Source organism: Aestuariivirga sp. (assembly GCF_965227715.1).
In the GTDB taxonomy this organism is placed as follows: Bacteria; Pseudomonadota; Alphaproteobacteria; order Rhizobiales; family Aestuariivirgaceae; genus Aestuariivirga.
In genome coordinates, this window is sequence record NZ_OZ245771.1 from 568,732 (window position 1) to 585,365 (window position 16,634).

The 16,634-nt window shown below is 62.6% G+C and carries 18 protein-coding genes and 1 riboswitch; of the genes, 9 read left to right on the forward strand and 9 right to left on the reverse strand.

What is annotated here, in order from left to right; all coding sequences use genetic code 11:
- Nucleotides 1-25: 25 nt before the first annotated feature.
- The 5 genes from tatC to ACO06F_RS02805 all read right to left on the reverse strand — a co-directional run bounded on the left by tatC (nucleotide 26) and on the right by ACO06F_RS02805 (nucleotide 3,364).
- The gene (gene tatC / locus ACO06F_RS02785; protein ID WP_421695177.1) at nucleotides 26-826 is read right to left on the reverse strand and encodes a twin-arginine translocase subunit TatC; all 801 of its coding nucleotides are present in this window, start codon (nucleotides 824-826) and stop codon (nucleotides 26-28) included.
- Nucleotides 823-1,206, reverse strand: coding sequence for a Sec-independent protein translocase protein TatB (gene tatB, locus ACO06F_RS02790; protein WP_421695178.1), 384 nt, complete (start codon nucleotides 1,204-1,206; stop codon nucleotides 823-825). Before tatB ends, tatC begins: the two co-directional genes overlap by 4 nt.
- 33 nt (nucleotides 1,207-1,239) lie before the next feature.
- Nucleotides 1,240-1,464 (reverse strand): twin-arginine translocase TatA/TatE family subunit, encoded by a 225-nt coding sequence (locus ACO06F_RS02795; RefSeq protein WP_421695179.1) that lies wholly within the window; start codon nucleotides 1,462-1,464, stop codon nucleotides 1,240-1,242.
- A 161-nt stretch (nucleotides 1,465-1,625) separates the two neighbouring features.
- The gene (locus tag ACO06F_RS02800) at nucleotides 1,626-2,993 is read right to left on the reverse strand and encodes a PleD family two-component system response regulator (protein ID WP_421695180.1); all 1,368 of its coding nucleotides are present in this window, start codon (nucleotides 2,991-2,993) and stop codon (nucleotides 1,626-1,628) included.
- Nucleotides 2,990-3,364, reverse strand: coding sequence for a response regulator (locus tag ACO06F_RS02805; RefSeq protein WP_421695181.1), 375 nt, complete (start codon nucleotides 3,362-3,364; stop codon nucleotides 2,990-2,992). Before ACO06F_RS02805 ends, ACO06F_RS02800 begins: the two co-directional genes overlap by 4 nt.
- Nucleotides 3,365-3,578: 214 nt before the next feature.
- On the opposite strand from ACO06F_RS02805, the gene ACO06F_RS02810 reads away from it, so the two are divergent.
- Together ACO06F_RS02810 and ACO06F_RS02815 are read left to right on the forward strand one after the other, a co-directional pair.
- Nucleotides 3,579-3,869 (forward strand): DUF3572 domain-containing protein, encoded by a 291-nt coding sequence (locus tag ACO06F_RS02810; protein ID WP_421695182.1) that lies wholly within the window; start codon nucleotides 3,579-3,581, stop codon nucleotides 3,867-3,869.
- The gene (locus ACO06F_RS02815; protein WP_421695183.1) at nucleotides 3,859-4,515 is read left to right on the forward strand and encodes a hypothetical protein; all 657 of its coding nucleotides are present in this window, start codon (nucleotides 3,859-3,861) and stop codon (nucleotides 4,513-4,515) included. Before ACO06F_RS02810 ends, ACO06F_RS02815 begins: the two co-directional genes overlap by 11 nt.
- A gap of 5 nt (nucleotides 4,516-4,520) precedes the next feature.
- Here the strand turns inward: ACO06F_RS02815 and ACO06F_RS02820 are convergent, their stop codons facing one another.
- Entirely contained in the window at nucleotides 4,521-5,168 is a 648-nt protein-coding gene (locus ACO06F_RS02820) for a glutathione S-transferase family protein (RefSeq protein ID WP_421695184.1), read from the reverse strand.
- 73 nt (nucleotides 5,169-5,241) lie between these two features.
- Between ACO06F_RS02820 and ACO06F_RS02825 the strand changes: the two genes are divergently transcribed.
- Nucleotides 5,242-6,522 (forward strand): DNA polymerase IV, encoded by a 1,281-nt coding sequence (locus ACO06F_RS02825; protein WP_421695185.1) that lies wholly within the window; start codon nucleotides 5,242-5,244, stop codon nucleotides 6,520-6,522.
- 58 nt (nucleotides 6,523-6,580) lie between these two features.
- Entirely contained in the window at nucleotides 6,581-7,423 is an 843-nt protein-coding gene (gene panC / locus ACO06F_RS02830) for a pantoate--beta-alanine ligase (protein WP_421695186.1), read from the forward strand.
- A 20-nt stretch (nucleotides 7,424-7,443) separates the two neighbouring features.
- Here the strand turns inward: panC and ACO06F_RS02835 are convergent, their stop codons facing one another.
- From ACO06F_RS02835 to ACO06F_RS02845, 3 genes are all read right to left on the reverse strand, one after another.
- Nucleotides 7,444-7,860: a DUF1489 family protein gene (locus ACO06F_RS02835; RefSeq protein ID WP_421695187.1), complete on the reverse strand. Its 417-nt coding sequence runs from the start codon at nucleotides 7,858-7,860 to the stop codon at nucleotides 7,444-7,446.
- A 61-nt stretch (nucleotides 7,861-7,921) separates the two neighbouring features.
- Nucleotides 7,922-8,539, reverse strand: a complete 618-nt coding sequence (locus ACO06F_RS02840) for a restriction endonuclease (protein ID WP_421695188.1) — start codon at nucleotides 8,537-8,539, stop codon at nucleotides 7,922-7,924.
- Nucleotides 8,540-8,677: 138 nt separating this feature from the next.
- Nucleotides 8,678-9,961 (reverse strand): SPOR domain-containing protein, encoded by a 1,284-nt coding sequence (locus ACO06F_RS02845; protein WP_421695189.1) that lies wholly within the window; start codon nucleotides 9,959-9,961, stop codon nucleotides 8,678-8,680.
- Between the two features lie 145 nt (nucleotides 9,962-10,106).
- Nucleotides 10,107-10,320, forward strand: a riboswitch (cobalamin riboswitch).
- 24 nt (nucleotides 10,321-10,344) lie between these two features.
- Here ACO06F_RS02845 and ACO06F_RS02850 point away from each other — a divergent pair.
- The 5 genes from ACO06F_RS02850 to cobO are packed head-to-tail and all read left to right on the forward strand — an operon-like array spanning nucleotide 10,345 to nucleotide 16,591.
- Nucleotides 10,345-10,527 carry a CbtB domain-containing protein gene (locus ACO06F_RS02850; protein WP_421695190.1) on the forward strand — a complete coding sequence of 61 codons (183 nt, stop codon included), beginning with the start codon at nucleotides 10,345-10,347 and terminating at the stop codon, nucleotides 10,525-10,527.
- A gap of 16 nt (nucleotides 10,528-10,543) precedes the next feature.
- Nucleotides 10,544-11,278: a CbtA family protein gene (locus ACO06F_RS02855; RefSeq protein WP_421695191.1), complete on the forward strand. Its 735-nt coding sequence runs from the start codon at nucleotides 10,544-10,546 to the stop codon at nucleotides 11,276-11,278.
- A complete protein-coding gene (gene cobW, locus ACO06F_RS02860) occupies nucleotides 11,275-12,312 on the forward strand; it encodes a cobalamin biosynthesis protein CobW (RefSeq protein ID WP_421695192.1) in 1,038 nt (345 codons plus the stop codon). The genes ACO06F_RS02855 and cobW overlap by 4 nt, the downstream gene beginning before the upstream one ends.
- The gene (gene cobN / locus ACO06F_RS02865) at nucleotides 12,312-15,977 is read left to right on the forward strand and encodes a cobaltochelatase subunit CobN (protein ID WP_421695193.1); all 3,666 of its coding nucleotides are present in this window, start codon (nucleotides 12,312-12,314) and stop codon (nucleotides 15,975-15,977) included. Before cobW ends, cobN begins: the two co-directional genes overlap by 1 nt.
- Entirely contained in the window at nucleotides 15,974-16,591 is a 618-nt protein-coding gene (gene cobO, locus ACO06F_RS02870) for a cob(I)yrinic acid a,c-diamide adenosyltransferase (protein WP_421695194.1), read from the forward strand. Before cobN ends, cobO begins: the two co-directional genes overlap by 4 nt.
- Nucleotides 16,592-16,634: the final 43 nt, after the last annotated feature.

Sequence of the window (16,634 nt, forward strand, 5' to 3'; positions counted from 1 at the left end):
AAGGGGCTTCGGGAAGATCAATGCGTCAGCTGTCTTTTTCAGCGGCCTCGGCGGCGGCCTCGGCTGCCTCGGCAGCGGCTTCGCGCTTCCGGCGGCGCATCTCGAGGAAGCGCACGGCCTGCACCGAAACCTCGTAAAGCCCCATCAGCGGCACGGCCATGGAGATTTGCGAAATGGGGTCGGGAGGCGTCAACACGGCGGCCACCACGAAGACGCCGACAATCGCGAATTTCCGCCCGGATTTGAGTTGCTGATAAGACAGAACGCCGATCTGGCCCAAAAGCGTCAGAATAACCGGAAGCTGGAAACAAAGCCCGAAGGCCAGGATCAGCATGATCACGAAATCGAGGTAGCCCTGAACGTCCGGCATCAGCGCCACGCCGGAGGTGCCGGCCAGCACGGTGAAGAAGTGAATGGCCACGGGCAGCAGGAAGAAATAGACCAGCGCCGCACCCAGAATGAAGAACAGCGGCGTGGCGATGAGATAGGGCACGAAAGCCTGTTTCTCGCGCTTGTAAAGGCCCGGCGCCACGAAGCCGTAGATCTGCGTGGCAATCAGCGGGAAACCGATGAACAATCCGCCGAACGCGGCAATTTTCAGCTTCACCAGGAACACGCCCAGAAGCTGGGTGGAAATCAGATCGGCCTTGGCACCAGTGCCCCACACGAAGGGCAAGGTGAGGGCATAGAGAAGTTCCTTGGAGAAATAGAAGCTCACGATGAAGGCGGCGGCAAAGCCCAGCACACAATAGATGAGCCTGGTCCTGAGTTCGATCAGGTGCTCGATCAGGGGTGCTTCAGAGGCACTGATCTCATCTTCGCTCATGAGGCGTCCGCGGTGGTCGTCATCGGCTTGTTCTCGGCGGGCTTCGGTGCATCGGCAGCGGGCGCCTCGCCAAACAACTTGTTGAAGTCATCCACCTGCTTCTTGGTTGCGTCCTCCGCCGCCTTCTTGGGCGATGCGGGTGTGGTGGTGAAATTGGCGGGGTTCTTGAGGTTGTCGAATTCCTTCTTGACGTCGTCGAGGCCCGCATCCTTCATCGCGCTGTCGAGGTGGCCCTGGAACTCACGGGCCATGCCACGCATTTTCGCCACGGTCTTGCCCAGTGCGCGCAGCACCTTGGGAAGATCCTTTGGCCCGATGACGATGATCGCCACCACGGCAATGACGAACATCTCGGTGTAGCCGACGCCGAAGTCAAACATGTGCGTGCCCGGCCCAGTATGGCCGCTGTGCCCTTAGCTCTTGGCCTTTTCGGCTTCGGTCTGAACGACGGACTGCTGCTCGATCGGGCGTGCTTCCTGGGACGTGGCCACCGGCACATCGTCGTCCGCCATGCCCTTCTTGAAGCTCTTGATGCCCTTGGCAACATCGCCCATCAGGTCCGAAACCTTACCGCGGCCGAAGAGCAGCACGACGACCAGAATAACCAGCGCCCAGTGCCAGATAGACAACGAACCCATGTAACAAACTCCCTATGTTAGGAGAGGGACAAACCCACTCCATCACGAATTTCGCGGCACTAAAGCAGAAAGCCCGGCGCGCCGCAACCAGAGCACAACACCCTGTGAGATAGGTTGCGATATGGCCGTTTAAAAGACCAAATCGTGACCCAGGGGATCACTCACGCAGCGGCAGGAACAACCCGGTTCCGGCCCTCGCGCTTGGCCCGGTAGAGCGCCTGGTCAGACCGCTTCAGAAGGTCTTCAACCGTGTCCTGGGGGGAAGCAAGGCTGGCGACGCCGATCGAGGCGGTGATGGTCAGGTGCGAGCCCGGCCCCAGCAGGAAGGGTTTGGCGGCAATCGTCTTGCGGATGCGCTCGCCCACCCGCTCCGCGGTGGAGAGGTCCGCCCCCGGCAGCACCACCACGAACTCCTCGCCGCCGGTGCGGCACGCAAGGTCCTGGCCGCGAACCGAGCCGCGAATCCGGCCGGCCACTTCCTGTAGCACCCGGTCGCCCGCGTCATGGCCATAGGTGTCGTTCACCGACTTGAAGAAATCGACATCCAGCGTCAGCAGCGACAGGAGCTTTCCGCGGTTGGCGGATTGCTCGATCAATTGCGTCAGCTGGGTTTCGAGATAGCGGCGGTTGTAGAGGCCGGTCAGGGCATCGGTCACCGCCATCTCCATCGAGGCGCGCACGGTCAGGCGCAGCTGCTCTGTATAGCGGTGGCGGCGGATCTGGGTTGCCACACGGGCAGCCAGTTCCTGCTTGTCGACGGGCCGGATCAGATAGTCGTTGACGCCCATGTCGAGGGCCCGCAGCAGCCGCTGGTGATCTTCCGGGTCGACGATGATCAGGATCGGGGTCTGGCGCGTGGTCTCGACCGATTTCAGCTGAGAGCAAATGCGCAGCCCGTCAGCACCTTCGATATCGAGGTTCACGATGATGATGTCGAAGCCGCCCTGCGCCGCGCCGAAGGCCTCAACGGCCTTTTGCGGGTCGTCGACCAGCGTCACTTCATGCTGTTTTGAAAGCGACGTGCGGATGCGTTCGGCAATGGCTGAGTTATTGTCCAGCAGCAGGATGCGCCCGCCCGCCGCGGCCACGCCAGAGAGATCGGGGGATGGCAGTCCCATGGGATCGGCCGCCAGACGGTTGCGCAATTCGTCCGTCAGCATTTTGAGCCGGACGAGACCCTTGACCCGGCAGAACAGCGCCACATCATTCACGGGCTTGGTCAGAAAGTCGTCAGCACCCGCTTCGAGCCCCCGCACCCGGTCTTCCGGCTGGTCGAGGGCAGTCACCATGATGACGGGAATATGCTGCGTGGCAGGGTTTGACTTGATGCGGCGGCAGACTTCGATGCCGTCAATCCCCGGCATCATCACGTCAAGCAGCACGATATCTGGCTTGGTGCGCTGCACGGCTTCCAGCGCGTCCGCGCCGTTCATGGCCGTCACCACGTCGAAGTATTCGGCCGCCAGCTTGGCCTCGAGCAGGCGGACATTCGCCAGAATGTCGTCAACGACGAGAACGCGCGCCGTCATGCGGATTTCTTCAGATAGCTGTCGATCGTCTGCAGGAAGCTCAAAACCGAGATGGGCTTCGAGATATAGGCCTCGCAGCCACCCTCGCGGATCTTCTGCTCATCGCCCTTCATGGCGAAGGCGGTCACGGCAATCACCGGAATCTGGCGAAGCTCGTCATCCTCCTTCAGCCATTTCGTCACCTCGATGCCGGAGACTTCGGGCAGCTGAATATCCATGAGGATCAGGTCGGGCCGGTGCCGGCGTGCAAGATCGAGCGCGGAAAGCCCGTCCCGCGTCTGGATCACCTGGTAGCCATTGGCTTCAAGGAGGTCGTTGAACAGTTTCATGTTCAACTCATTGTCCTCGACGACCAAAACTTTCTTCGGCATGGCCGGTACCATGTCTGGCGTTCTCATCTGTCCCGCCGATACTGACACATTCGCACCCATCTGGCTCGGTCACTGTTGGCGCGGGAGATTTGCCGTCCCGCCGCGCGATCCCATTCGGATGCTACCGTTTTGGTCCCGCGCCGGTAACCAACAGCTTAACCAAACCGTGCGGCTGTTCAACGCGGTTCAAGGGTGGTTAATTGAGACCATGACAATGCGCCCGAAAACCACCTCAAACCCTGAAGAGGCCGAAGTTCTGGCCCTCAACGCACTGGGTTTCCTCGCCGCGGAACCTGACCGCCTGCAGCGTTTCATGGACCTCGCCGGGCTGGACATCCAGGCGATTCGCGCCTCCGCCGCGGAGCCCGCCTTCCTGGGCGCCGTCATCGACCATCTGCTGGCCGATGAGAGCCTGCTCTTGATCTTCGCCGAAGAACAGCAGATGAGGCCGGATCGCATCGCCAGCCTAAGGCGCAAACTGCCGGGAGCCGCACTTGATTTCTGAGATTACCCTGAGCCAGCTCGAAACCCTGAGCTTCACCGGCCGCCCGCTGGTGATCTGCGACGTGGACGAGGTGATCGTCCATTTCACCCGCGATTTCGAGGACTATATCGGCACCCACGGCCTTTGGTTGGACACCTCGAGCTTCGCCCTCAACGGCAACATCAAGACCCGCGAGACCAATGTGCCCGCAGCTGAGAGCCAGGTCGCGGAGCTGATCGGCAGCTTCTTCGAGGACCGCACCCGGCACATGGAAACGATCGACGGCGCGGTTGATGCACTCAACCACATCGGCGCCACGGCGGATGTGGTGCTGCTCACCAACCTGCCCCACACATCGGGCGATCACCGCCGGCAGAATCTGGCAGGACATGGCCTGCCCTTCCCAGTGGTCACCAATTCAGGTCCCAAGGGCCCGGCGATTCGCAGCCTTCTGCAGCGCGCCAGGCTCGGAACCGCCGTCTTCATCGACGACAGCCCGGCCTATCTCGCATCCGCCCATGAGTATGCGCCCGAGGTGCATCTCATTCATTTCCTCCATGATGACCGCTTCTCGCGGCACATCGCGCCACTCGACTATGTCTCGCTGCGCACCGCCCGCTGGGACGAGGCAAAGCCGCATATTCTGGGGCTGATTGGCGGAAGCTGAGCGGCTTACCCGCCGTATCCGCCCACCGTCAGAACGCCGTGTGACTCCAGCACGGCCTTGAGCTTGGGGCGCGCCCGCACCGCAGTGGTCAGCTTGGCGAGAGCGGGGAACTTTCCATGCAGCGCCTCCTCGCTGGGAGAAGCCCAGAGCGTCAGCATGAAGCAGTAGATGTCGATGGCGGAGAAGTCCCGGCCCATCAGCCAGGGGCCGGCAGACACCAGGCGCTTCTCCATGAACTGCCAATAGCTCTCGACTTTCTCGCGAACCCTTGCCTGCAGATAGTCACGCGCCACCTCGTCCTGCGTCAGCGCGCCGGCGGAATAGGCAACGTTTCCATAGCCATAGATCTCAAGGCTCATAAAGTAGAGGAGGCTCATGAACTCGCCGTAGTCTTCACTCCCCAGCGGCGGAGAAAGGTGCTTTTCCGGGTGGGCGGCAATCAGGAAGGAGACGATGGCGCCTGATTCGAACAGCGTTCTTCCATCAGGCAGGCCCAGGGCTGGAATCTCGCCAAGCGGGCTAATGGCGCGGAAGCTGCTCTCGCGCACCTGTTCCGGCGTCATCCAGATGTTGGTGTAGGGCACCTCCATCTCTTCCAAAAGGCAGTGAATCGCCAGCGATCCCCAGCACTTCACATTGTAAAGCTTGTACATGTCGTTCTCCCGCTCGCAAACTGCCCCGTTGGCAGTGTTCCCCAATTCGCGCCTTCGCGCTAGTGTGGCCAGCATGCACAACGAAGCTGCGACGGCGGGGTTCTGCCGCGATTGCTTTTCACCCATTGCGGGTGAGGAGCGGCGCTGCCGCAACTGTGGCGGCCCGCGGCTTCTGCGCCACATGGAATTGCATCAACTCTCCATCGCCCACATCGACTGCGACGCCTTCTACGCCGCCGTCGAAAAGCGCGACCGGCCAGAACTGGCGGACAAGCCGGTCATCATCGGCGGCGGCACACGTGGCGTGGTCTCGACCGCCTGCTACATCGCCCGCATCCAGGGCGTGAAATCGGCCATGCCCATGTTCAAGGCCCTGAAGCTTTGCCCCGAGGCCGTGGTCATCCGGCCGGACATGGCGAAATATGCCGTGGCCGGACGCCAGGTGCGCGAGCTGATGCTGGAGGTGACGCCACTGGTGGAGCCCTTGTCGATCGATGAAGCCTTCCTCGATCTGACCGGCACTGCCCGCCTCCATGGCATGAGCCCTGCCCTCACGCTGGCCCATCTGATCGACCGCATCTGGAAGAAAGTCGGCATCACCGCCTCTGTTGGTCTCTCGCACAACAAGTTCCTGGCGAAGCTCGCCTCTGACCTTGAGAAGCCGCGCGGCTTCTCGGTGCTGGGAAGGGCGGAGACGCTAAGCTTTCTCGCAGCGAAGCCCGTGGGCTTCATCTGGGGCGTGGGCAAAGCCATGCAGGATGAGCTTGCCAAGGGCGGCATTACCATGATCGGCCAATTGCAGCAGATGGAGAAGAATGACCTTATGCGCCGCTTCGGCAGCATGGGTGCCAGGCTCTACCACCTGTCCCGCGGCGAGGATCAGCGCATCGTCTCGACGGATGATCATGCCAAATCGATCAGCGCCGAAACCACCTTCAACACCGATATCCGCGATTGCGCGGAGCTGGAGCGCATCCTGTGGCCGCTCGCCGAAAAGGTCTCGCGCCGCGCCAAGGCGGAAGGCGTTGCGGGCCATACCGTGGTGCTGAAACTGAAGACCGCTGATTTCAAGACGCGCACCCGAAACGTCTCGCTCGCGGACCCGACGCTCCTCGCCTCGCGCATATATGATGCCGGTATTCCGCTTCTCCAGCGTGAAGCGACTGGTGCGGCCTTCCGGCTGATCGGCATCGGTATCTCAGGGCTAGTCGAGGCCCGCCCCGAGCAGGAAACCGAAACACTCGACATGACGACGGCCGCCCGCGCCAAGGCGGAACTTGCCGTTGACAAGATCAGGGACAAGTTCGGCCGGGGCGCTGTTGGGCGTGGCATAAGCTTCGGCAGCGAAGACTAGCGGGGCCCGTGCCAGCGTTGTAAAGCTGGGTTCCTTCCTCAAGGTCACATTCTGCCCCATGAAACCGAAACTCGTCCGCACCGTCGCAGCGCTCCGCCGCGAAACCGCCAGCTGGCGGAAGCAAGGCCTGCGCTATGCCGTGGTGCCCACAATGGGCGCCATTCATGAAGGCCACACGCATCTGGTGAGCAAGGGGCTGAAGCGGGCAGACCGTGTGATTGCCACCATCTTCGTCAATCCCAAGCAGTTTGCGGCGAATGAAGACCTCGACAAATATCCCCGCGATGAAGAAGGTGACGTGCGCAAGCTCGGCGCCGCCGGAACGCATCTGATCTTCCTGCCTTCGCCCGGAGACATGTATGCGCCGGGCTTCACCACCACCGTCACGCTCGGCGGGCCCGCGAAGGCCGGCCTCGAAGACAAGTTCCGCCCGCAATTTTTCGATGGCGTTGCGACCGTCGTTGCCAAGCTCTTCATCCAGACGGGTGCAGACTATGCAATGTTTGGCGAGAAGGACTATCAGCAGCTCAAGGTCGTCACCCGCATGGCGAAGGACCTCGACATTCCCATTGAGGTGATCGGCGTTCCGACCGTCAGGGATCCCGATGGCCTCGCCAAATCCTCGCGCAATGTCTATCTCTCGAAGCCGGAGCGCCAGCATGCGCTCGCGATCTACTCAACCCTCACCCATGCGGCCGAGCACATCCGCGCCGGCCAGAATCTTCAGTCCGCAATCCGCGCTGCCACACGCACGCTGATGGCGCTGGGCTTCAAGGTCGACTACGTCACCGTCCGCAACGCTGATACCCTGGCAATCCCCCAGCATCGCGACGAACCCCTCCGCCTCATCGCTGCCGCGTGGCTGGGCAAGACAAGGCTCATCGACAATATTCCGGTCTAGGGTATCTCTCGATCTGTTGGTTACAGCAGACCCAGCTCCGCCAGCTCGCGCCGCAGCTTTTCGGGCATGCCTTCGGCCTTGCCAGATTTCGGCAGGTCGGGCGGTGCATCGGCATCTTCGAGGTATCGCCAGCCCTGGAAGGCGCGTTTCGGAACGGGCCGCACGGCGATGATTTGGGGCTTGAACATGATGCGGCAACGCTCAATCCCGTCAGCGCCCGTTACTGGTTCGAGTGAAGCGATCGGCTGGCGGCAAAGGACCATGCCGCGGATCACCCAATAGAGCGAGCCACTGGGCAGGATTTCATCTTTCCGGCGCGGGAACATGCGGGTCACGTGGTCAAGCGTGTCGCGGCCCGCCTTGGCGTCCTTCACCCAGGATTCGAGTTCCTCGATTTCGGTCACACCAACGCAGAGCTTCAGGAGATTGAGCGGCATGGCCAGACCATACGCTGCCTGCCCCGCGGAGTGAACTCTCGCGTGGCGCTTGTCCCCAGCCTCAGCCGGTTCTGCGGGTCCCGAAGGTGGGTGCCGAGAAATAAGCCCGGTCCAGCGCCTTGATTTCAAAGACGTGCTGCACTTTGACGCCGATCCCGAAGCGCAGCATCAGCTCCGCCAGCCGCTGGCCGTCAATCAGCACCACCTTGCGCGAGAGCTGCGCACAGAAATCCGCAGCACCTGCCGAAAAATGCGTGGTGGTGACGAGCACGCCCTTCGTGGCCCGCCGCGCCTCCAGGCTTCCCGCAAAATCCCGAACGTCCGAAATCGGAACCGCCACGCCGGGCTTCAGCCGCTTCGCCTGAATGAAGATCGAATCGAAGCCCAGCTCGTCCAGCCTGATGATTCCATCGATCCCGCCGTCATGCGAGCGGCCCAGGCAGCGCGCCATTTCCGCGCGGTTGCTGCCATAACCCATGGCGAGGATCACATCGATCACAAGCCGTTCGAAGAAATCAGGCGGCTGTGCGTGGATGCGGGCGATCAACTCCCGCACAAGAATCACATCAGACGCTTTCACCAGCGCCGACAACGCCGTGCATCCATCTTGTGAAATACCCCCGGCAAGACCCGAGGCCTCATTGGCCACGAACCCCGCCTCATCAGTGGAGGGATGCATCAGTCTTTGAAAATCACCGAGGACGAACATACCCTAAGGGTAAGTTTTAAACCTTAAGGGACCATTACGCTAGGTAATCCGGAGCTGCGGCGAAATATGCCACGGCTCCGGGTCCCATCCCCTGCCCCTGCAAACGGATCAGGAAGCTGCTTTGCTGATGAAACACTTGACGCCCTTGCTCTTCAGCTTGGCGCAGACGCTGTTCGCATCGGTTTGGCTGTCGAAGCCCACGAGACGAACGCGGTAGAACACACCCTTCGCGCCAAGATCAGCGCGAACCACCACCGGGTCCTGCGATGCAAGCGCCTTGTTGCGCGCCTTCATCTTCTTCCAGGTGGACCAGGCGGCATCTTCGGTCGTGGCAGAGGCAAGCTGAACCGACCAGCCCGTGATCTTGGAAGGCGCGGGCGCTTCAGAGGGCTCTGCCGCATCAGCCGTTGCGGCGGGCTGGCTGAGGGACGCGGTTTGAACCTCCGGCGCATCGTCTGCAGGAACGTCTTCGACGGCCAGCACCTTCTCCTCCGCGGCCGCTGCTTCGGGCTCGGGTGCGGCTGAGGTGGGGATGATGCGCTTCGGCTGTTCCTGCGGAACGCGGTCAGTAAAGAGCTTGGCCGGAACGGTGCTCGTCTGCGAAGCGACGGTCATGTCCTCCGCCAGAGCAGCCGAGGGCGCCTTGGCCACGGGCAGCTCATCGCTGGCCGGGCTGACGTCGGCTGTGTGAATTTCATCCGCTGCAGCTGCGGGCGTGGCTGCAGGCGCGCCGTCGAGGGCTGCAAGCCGCTTGACGGCCGGCTCGTAGCCGGGCTTGGCAGCCAGCGCCTTGGTCAGCGCGTCACGCGCCTCGGAGCTGCGCTGCAGCTTCTCGAAGGCCATGGCCTGCGCCACATAAACCCGCGCCGGATCGGGATAATCGTAACGCAGCGCCTTGTCGAAATCGGCGAGCGCAAAGAGATACTGCCCACTGTCGCGCAGCAAGGTGCCGCGGCTGTAATAGGCGTGGCTAAACTGCCCGTCGAGGAACAGTGCGGAGGTGAAGTCCTCCATCGCCTGCGCATTCTGATCGAGCCGCTGATAGGAAAGGCCACGGTTATAGAGCGCCAGGGCCCGCACCTTGCCCGAGAGCGCGTCAATCCTGAGGGCCGCGCTGTAATCGTCGATGGCGAAGGCCTGCTGGTTCAGCCTCTGATAGGCGAGCCCCCGGTTCAGCAGCGCATTGGCCAGAACCTCCGGCGGCAGCGCCCGGGATTCGATTGCCCTTGTGTAATCCGTTATGGCCGTCTCGGCGTCTCCAGCCTGGAGCGCCTTGTAGGCTTCGGCCGCGAGCTTGGTTTCGGGCGTGGCGCCGGCCGCTCCGGACTGCGCCGCACTTGCAGCAAGAACCACGGAACAAACAGACGCAAGGAACAGGGTACGGAGGGTCATGTCCTTACTATCGGGCGGACAGGGTTAAGAACGTCTTTCCGCAAAGCCCCGGTGAGATTTACATCTGGTAAACGGCCCCCAGAACCTTGTGTCGTTTTTGGACTCCAACCCGGTTCAGCCGAGTTGACGAAGCACCGGCATGCTGGCACAAAGGTTTTCGTGTGGTGCCCGAAAGCCAGACGGACTTCGGGCCTAACAGGGAACACGGTGAGGATGACCCAATCGGGGCCGAATCCGTGGCTGCCCCCGCAACTGTGAGCGGAGAGGGTTTCGGCAATCATGGCCACTGGGCAACCGGGAAGGCCGCCGCAACCTGGAGACCCGCAAGTCAGGAGACCTGCCACACACCGGAACGTTAACTCGGGTCACCACGGAGGGTGTTCATGACCGCTCGTACTTCTGTTTCTTCCACGTCTTCAGTGTCGGTTTCGAAGCGCATTGCCGCAGGCCTCGCGCTGCTGTTCGTCGGCTGCACGCTGACCTTCGCCGTGGGCCTTTCCCACATGGCGCTGGCGCATAATGCAGCGCATGACACGCGCCACGCCATCGGCTTCCCCTGCCACTAATCAGTCGATCACACATATGATCGGGCGAGTCGTGCTCGCCGTGCTCCTGGCAGGGATCGCGGCCGGCTTCGTCATGGGCGTCATCCAGCATGTGCGGCTGACCCCCCTGATTCTCGAGGCGGAGTCCTTCGAACGGGCCTCCGATGTCCACAGCCATGACCAGGCTGCGCCTGCGGCCGGGGCCGCAACCACCGCGCCTGAAGCAGGCCATGATCATGACCATGGTGATGAAGGCTGGACGCCGGAAAATGGCTGGCAGCGTACGCTTGCCACCACGACTGCATCCGCCATGGCGGGTGCGGGCTTTGCCGCCATACTGGCAGCGGTCTCACTTCTCACCGGCCTGACCATCAGCCGCCGCACCGGGCTTGTCTGGGGTCTCTGCGGGTTTCTGGCCGCAACACTCGCACCTGCTGCGGGGCTTGCACCTGAACTTCCCGGCATGGCGGCGGCCGATCTCCTCTCCCGCCAGGTGTGGTGGGTGGGGACCATTGCCGCCACGGCGGCGGGGATTTATCTGCTCGCCACCCAGACGAGGCTCTGGGCCATCGTCGCGGCGGCGGTCATTATCCTGGCACCGCATGTGATCGGCGCTCCGGTGGCACCACATGCCGAAAGTCTCGTTCCGCCTGAACTCGTGGCCCGTTTCGTCGCCAACTCCATTGCCGCCAACGCCGTTTTCTGGTGCGTGATCGGCCTGTTTCTGGGGATCGTTCTGGACCGCACCGCAAAGGACCTCTACGCCACATGAGCACCACCAAAATACCGGCGACTGTCATCACCGGCTTTCTCGGCGCGGGGAAAACCACGCTCATCCGGAACATGCTGGAGAATGCTGACGGCCGCCGCATCGCCCTCATCATCAACGAGTTCGGCGATGTGGGTGTTGATGGCGAGATCCTGAAGGGCTGCGGGGTCGATGCCTGCCGGGAGGAGGACGTGATCGAGCTCGCCAATGGCTGCATCTGCTGCACCGTGGCCGATGATTTCGTGCCCACCATGAACAAGCTGCTGAACCGCGAGGATCCGCCGCATCACATCGTGATTGAAACCTCAGGCCTCGCCCTGCCCCAACCGCTGGTGCGCGCCTTCAAATGGCCCGAGATCAAGTCCCGGGTCACGGTTGATGGCGTCATCACCGTGGTCGATGCCAAGGCCCTGTCGGAAGGCCGCTTCGCCGATGACGAGGAGGCCGTTGCCGCCCAGCGCGCGGCGGACCCGAACCTCGATCATGAAAACCCGATCGAGGAACTCTTCGAGGATCAGCTCAACTGCGCGGACATGGTGATCGTCAACAAGACGGACCTGCTGGATGCCACCGAACACGCTGCCGTCACAGCGGAGCTGAAGCAGAAAGTGCGCGCCGGCACCCGCCTCGTTGCCACGCGCCACGGCCAGATCGATGTCGCAGCCCTGCTGGGTTTGGGTGCCTCTGCCGAGGACGACCTGCACAATCGCCTCTCGCACCATGAAATGGAGGGCGAGGAGCAGCATGACCATGATGATTTCGTCACCTTCATCGTCTCCCTTGGCGGCGTGCCGGACAAGGCCTCCCTGCTGCAGCGCATCGAGAAGGCCATCGCCACGCATGACATCCTTCGCCTCAAGGGTTTTGCCGATGTCGCGGGCTCTTCCGCCCGCCTCCTGGTCCAGGCCGTGGGCCCGCGCCTCAACAGCTATTTCGACAGGCCCTGGAAGCCGGAAGACAGGCGCGGCACCGAACTTGTTGTGATCGGCGCCAAGGACATGGACCGCGAGGCCATCACCGGCCTTCTGCGAGGCTGATGCACCTCCTCGCCACGACATCGGGCGTGATCGACGGCGGCGCAGAGGCCATCGATCTCGCCCAGCCTCCCGCCGATATCGCGGTCCTCTCCGCGGCTGACAGCGAATTGGCCGCGCTTGCACGTGCGCATGATCAGGCACCTCTGCCGCTGCGCCTCGCCAATCTCCTGCAGCTTCAGCATCCGCTTTCGGTTGATCTCTATCTCGAGAAGACGCTCTCTCATGCGCGCCTCATCGTGCTCCGCATCCTCGGCGGCGCATCCTACTGGACCTATGGGCTGGACCAGATTGAGGATTTGGCCCACCGCCAGCGCATCCTTCTCTGCGTCTTGCCGGGGGACGCACAGCCGGACCCGGAGCTTACCCGCCGCTCCACGCTCGGAGCCCAGCACTGTGAGCGCCTCCGGCAATATCTCATCACCGGTGGCGCGGAAAATGCGGCAGGCTTTCTGGCCTATTGCCGCCATCTCCTTGACGGCACGCCAGCTCCCGCTCCGGCGAGGGCACTCAGCCCAGCCGGGCTCTATCGTGACACCTGCGAGGCGGGTCAGCCCCAGGCCGCCCTCGTCTTCTACCGTTCTGTTCTTGAAGGCGCCCAGACGGCGCCGATCGATGCCCTCGTCGACGCCCTGAAGCAGCGCGGGCTCGGCACGCGGGCCTTCTACGTGGCGAGCCTCAAGGACCGCGCGTCAGTCGAAGTGCTGCGGGACGGGATCAGCGGGCCGGACGTCATCCTCAACGCAACGAGCTTCGCCGTCGCCTCGGGCGGAAGCGAAGACCCGCTCGCCCGTCATGATTGCCCGGTGCTGCAAGTGGTCCTGTCCGGCGCATCAGAAGAGAGTTGGCGTGATAGCACGCAGGGCCTCAACGCACGTGACCTGGCGATGAATGTCGTGCTGCCGGAGCAGGATGGCCGCATCATGTCCCGCGCCATTTCCTTTAAGGCGGACAGCCAGTGGCACGCGGGCACACATTGCCGCATCGTCACCTATCGCCCGGTCTTGGACCGCGTGGAGTTCGTCGCCGAACTCGCAGCCCGCTGGGCGGCGCTGCGCCGCACGCCGGCGGCTGAACGCAAGATCGCAATCGTGCTCGCCAATTACCCAAACAAGGACGGCCGCATCGCCAATGGCGTGGGCTATGACACGCCTGCAAGCACAGTGGCGATCCTGCAGGCGATGCAGGAAGCCGGTTATGCGGTTGAAGACTTTCCGGCAAGCGGCAACGGCATCATCGAGGATTTGCAGCGCGGCGTGACGAATGCACGCCTTCCCTCCCCGTCACGCCCGGGCCTGTCCCGGGCATCCTTTTCCCTTGCTGACTATATGCATCACTTCAACCTATTGCCGGATTCCCTCCGTGCACAGATCATTGCACGCTGGGGTACGCCCTCCTCCGATCCCTTCTTTTCGGGTGTTGCGTTCCATTTGCCAGTGCGTCTCTATGGCAATGCCGCCGCCGCTATCCAGCCGGCGCGTGGTTACAACATCGATCCGAAATCAACTTATCATGACCCGGCGCTCCTGCCGCCGCACGGCTATCTCGCCTTCTATTTCTGGCTCCGCCACCAGTTTGGGGCACATGCCGTCATTCACAACGGCAAGCACGGCAATCTCGAATGGCTACCTGGCAAAGCCAATGCGCTCACGGCCGAATGCCTGCCCGAAGTGGCCTTGGGCCCTCTGCCGCAGCTCTACCCCTTCATCGTCAACGACCCCGGCGAAGGAACCCAGGCCAAGCGCCGCACGGGCGCTGTCATCATCGATCATCTCACGCCTCCACTCACCCGCGCTGAAACTTACGGGCCGCTGAAGGATCTCGAAGCCCTCGTCGATGAATATTACCTGGCTTCCGGCCTCGACCGCCGCCGCAGGGATTCGTTGCGCAAGGACATTCTGGACCTCACCCGCTCCACCAGGCTCGATATCGATGCGGGCTTCTCGGGCGACGATGACCAGGACCTGCAGCGTCTCGACGCCTATCTCTGCGACTTGAAAGAAGCGCAGATCCGGGATGGCCTTCATATTCTGGGCAGCTCCCCCGAAGGCCGCCTCGAAACCGATCTGCTGGTGGCGCTCACCCGCGTGCAGCGGGGCTTGGGCGAAGGCGGGGACCAGTCGCTCATCCGCGCCCTTGCAGATGACTTCGGCTTCGGAGGCTTCGATCCCTTGATTTGTGAGATGGCCGCGCCATGGGCAGGCCCCAGGCCAGAGGCGCTTACCTCCACCGATCCATGGCGCACCAATGGCGATACAGTCGAACGACTTGAGGCCTTCGCGGCGGCGCTTCTTGAAGATACGCCGTGTCCGGATGGTTTTACCGCCACTCGCGCCGTTCTCGCAAACATCGGCAGCCACATCCGCCCCACGCTCCGCCAGTGCGGCCCCAATGAAATCGCCTCACTCCTCAAGGGCCTTGAAGGCCGCTTCGTGGCGCCAGGCTCATCAGGAGCCCCCACGCGTGGGCGGCTCGATGTGCTGCCCACAGGCCGGAACTTCTATTCCCTCGATAACCGCACCGTACCCACGCCCACCGCGTGGACGCTCGGCCAGAAATCCGCGGAAGACCTGCTGCTGCGCCACTTCCAGGATTTCGGCCGCTATCCGGCGGCACTGGGTCTTTCCGCATGGGGAACCTCCAACATGCGAACGGGCGGAGACGACATTGCCCAGGCACTCGCCCTCATTGGTGCCAAGCCCGTGTGGGAACCTTCGAGCTGGCGCGTTACGGGGTATGAAATTATCCCGCTCGCAAAGCTGGGACGCCCCCGGGTGGACGTCACGCTCCGCATCTCCGGTTTCTTCCGCGACGCCTTCCCCGCGCAGATCGAGCTTCTGGACAAGGCCTTCCGCGCCGTGGGCGCGCTCGATGAGGATGCGGAGGACAACCCGCTCGCCGCCCGCATGCGCAGTGAGGCAGCCACCCTTATATCGTCCGGCATCGGGGAGCAGGACGCGCGGCATATGGCGGGCCACCGCATTTTCGGCTCCAAACCCGGCGCCTATGGTGCAGGCCTACAGGCCCTGATTGACGAGAAGATCTGGACCGGCCGCGCAGACTTGGCCGCAGCTTACGTCACCTGGGGTGCCTATGCCTATGGTGCCAAGGCGCATGGCCTTAATGACGAGAAGTCTTTCACGGAGCGCCTCCGGCGCATCGAGGCCGTGGTTCACAACCAGGACAACCGGGAGCATGATCTTCTGGACTCGGATGATTATTACCAGTTCGAAGGCGGCATGACGGCGGCGGTTGAACAGGCCTCCGGCGCACGTCCGCGCGTCTACCACAATGATCATTCCCGCCCCGAGCGGCCGGTGATCCGCACGCTGGAAGAGGAAGTGGGCCGCGTCATGCGCTCGCGCGTGGTCAACCCGAAATGGATCGATGGCGTGAAGCGCCACGGCTACAAGGGTGCGTTCGAAATCGCTGCGACGGTCGATTATATGTTCGCCTTCGCCGCCACCACGGGTGCGGTCCGCTCCCACCACTTCGACCTGGCCTTCGATGCCTTCATCGCCGATGACGCCACGCGTGAGTTTATAAAAACCAACAACCCCGCCGCGCTGAAGGAAATCGCCGAGCGCTTCCACGAGGCTGCAACCCGCGCCCTCTGGACGCCGCGCCTCAACTCCGCCCATGATCTGCTCGAGGAGCTTACCCGATGACCGATGAAACGCCTGACCACGACAACACCCGCCACCATGAAAAGATGGCCAAGAAGAAAGCCGCGCGTGACAAGATCATGGCGGGCAAGACCATCGAGAAGGGCCTGCTCATCGTCCACACCGGCAAGGGCAAGGGCAAGTCCACAGCGGCCTTCGGCATGGTGTTCCGCTGCGTGGGCCACGGCATGAAGTCCGGTGTCATCCAGTTCGTGAAGGGCGCCTGGGGCACGGGCGAGCGGACCGTGCTGGAGAAGTTCCCCGACCTCGTTACCATCAAGGCCATGGGCGAAGGCTTCACCTGGGAAACCCAGGACCGCGAGCGCGACATCGCGCATTCCCGCGCAGCCTGGGAAGAAGCCAAGAAGATGATCGCGGACCCCGACTACAAGATGGTCCTGCTGGACGAGCTCAACATCGTGCTGCGCTATGACTACCTGCCTTTGGACGAAGTCCTCGAAGTGCTCCGCAACAAGCCCGTGGACAAGCACGTCATCGTCACCGGCCGCAACGCCAAGGACGAGCTGATAGAGATCGCCGATCTCGTGACCGAAATGGAACAGGTCAAACACCCCTTCCGCTCCGGCGTGAAGGCGCAGGCGGGGATTGAGTTCTGACCGGTAGGAGACGCACAATTTTTTTAGCGTCATTCCGGCGAAG

Coding starts and splice junctions, on each gene's coding strand:
- ACO06F_RS02850 (WP_421695190.1), top strand. CDS start 10,345: ATGACCGCTCGTACTTCTGTTTCTTCCACGTCTTCAGTGTCGGTTTCG.
- ACO06F_RS02825 (WP_421695185.1), top strand. CDS start 5,242: ATGCACAACGAAGCTGCGACGGCGGGGTTCTGCCGCGATTGCTTTTCA.
- ACO06F_RS02805 (WP_421695181.1), bottom strand. CDS start 3,364: ATGCCGAAGAAAGTTTTGGTCGTCGAGGACAATGAGTTGAACATGAAA.
- cobO (WP_421695194.1), top strand. CDS start 15,974: ATGACCGATGAAACGCCTGACCACGACAACACCCGCCACCATGAAAAG.
- ACO06F_RS02840 (WP_421695188.1), bottom strand. CDS start 8,539: ATGCATCCCTCCACTGATGAGGCGGGGTTCGTGGCCAATGAGGCCTCG.
- ACO06F_RS02845 (WP_421695189.1), bottom strand. CDS start 9,961: ATGACCCTCCGTACCCTGTTCCTTGCGTCTGTTTGTTCCGTGGTTCTT.
- cobW (WP_421695192.1), top strand. CDS start 11,275: ATGAGCACCACCAAAATACCGGCGACTGTCATCACCGGCTTTCTCGGC.
- tatC (WP_421695177.1), bottom strand. CDS start 826: ATGAGCGAAGATGAGATCAGTGCCTCTGAAGCACCCCTGATCGAGCAC.
- tatB (WP_421695178.1), bottom strand. CDS start 1,206: ATGTTTGACTTCGGCGTCGGCTACACCGAGATGTTCGTCATTGCCGTG.
- ACO06F_RS02820 (WP_421695184.1), bottom strand. CDS start 5,168: ATGTACAAGCTTTACAATGTGAAGTGCTGGGGATCGCTGGCGATTCAC.
- ACO06F_RS02800 (WP_421695180.1), bottom strand. CDS start 2,993: ATGACGGCGCGCGTTCTCGTCGTTGACGACATTCTGGCGAATGTCCGC.
- panC (WP_421695186.1), top strand. CDS start 6,581: ATGAAACCGAAACTCGTCCGCACCGTCGCAGCGCTCCGCCGCGAAACC.
- ACO06F_RS02855 (WP_421695191.1), top strand. CDS start 10,544: ATGATCGGGCGAGTCGTGCTCGCCGTGCTCCTGGCAGGGATCGCGGCC.
- ACO06F_RS02795 (WP_421695179.1), bottom strand. CDS start 1,464: ATGGGTTCGTTGTCTATCTGGCACTGGGCGCTGGTTATTCTGGTCGTC.
- ACO06F_RS02810 (WP_421695182.1), top strand. CDS start 3,579: ATGCGCCCGAAAACCACCTCAAACCCTGAAGAGGCCGAAGTTCTGGCC.
- ACO06F_RS02835 (WP_421695187.1), bottom strand. CDS start 7,860: ATGCCGCTCAATCTCCTGAAGCTCTGCGTTGGTGTGACCGAAATCGAG.
- cobN (WP_421695193.1), top strand. CDS start 12,312: ATGCACCTCCTCGCCACGACATCGGGCGTGATCGACGGCGGCGCAGAG.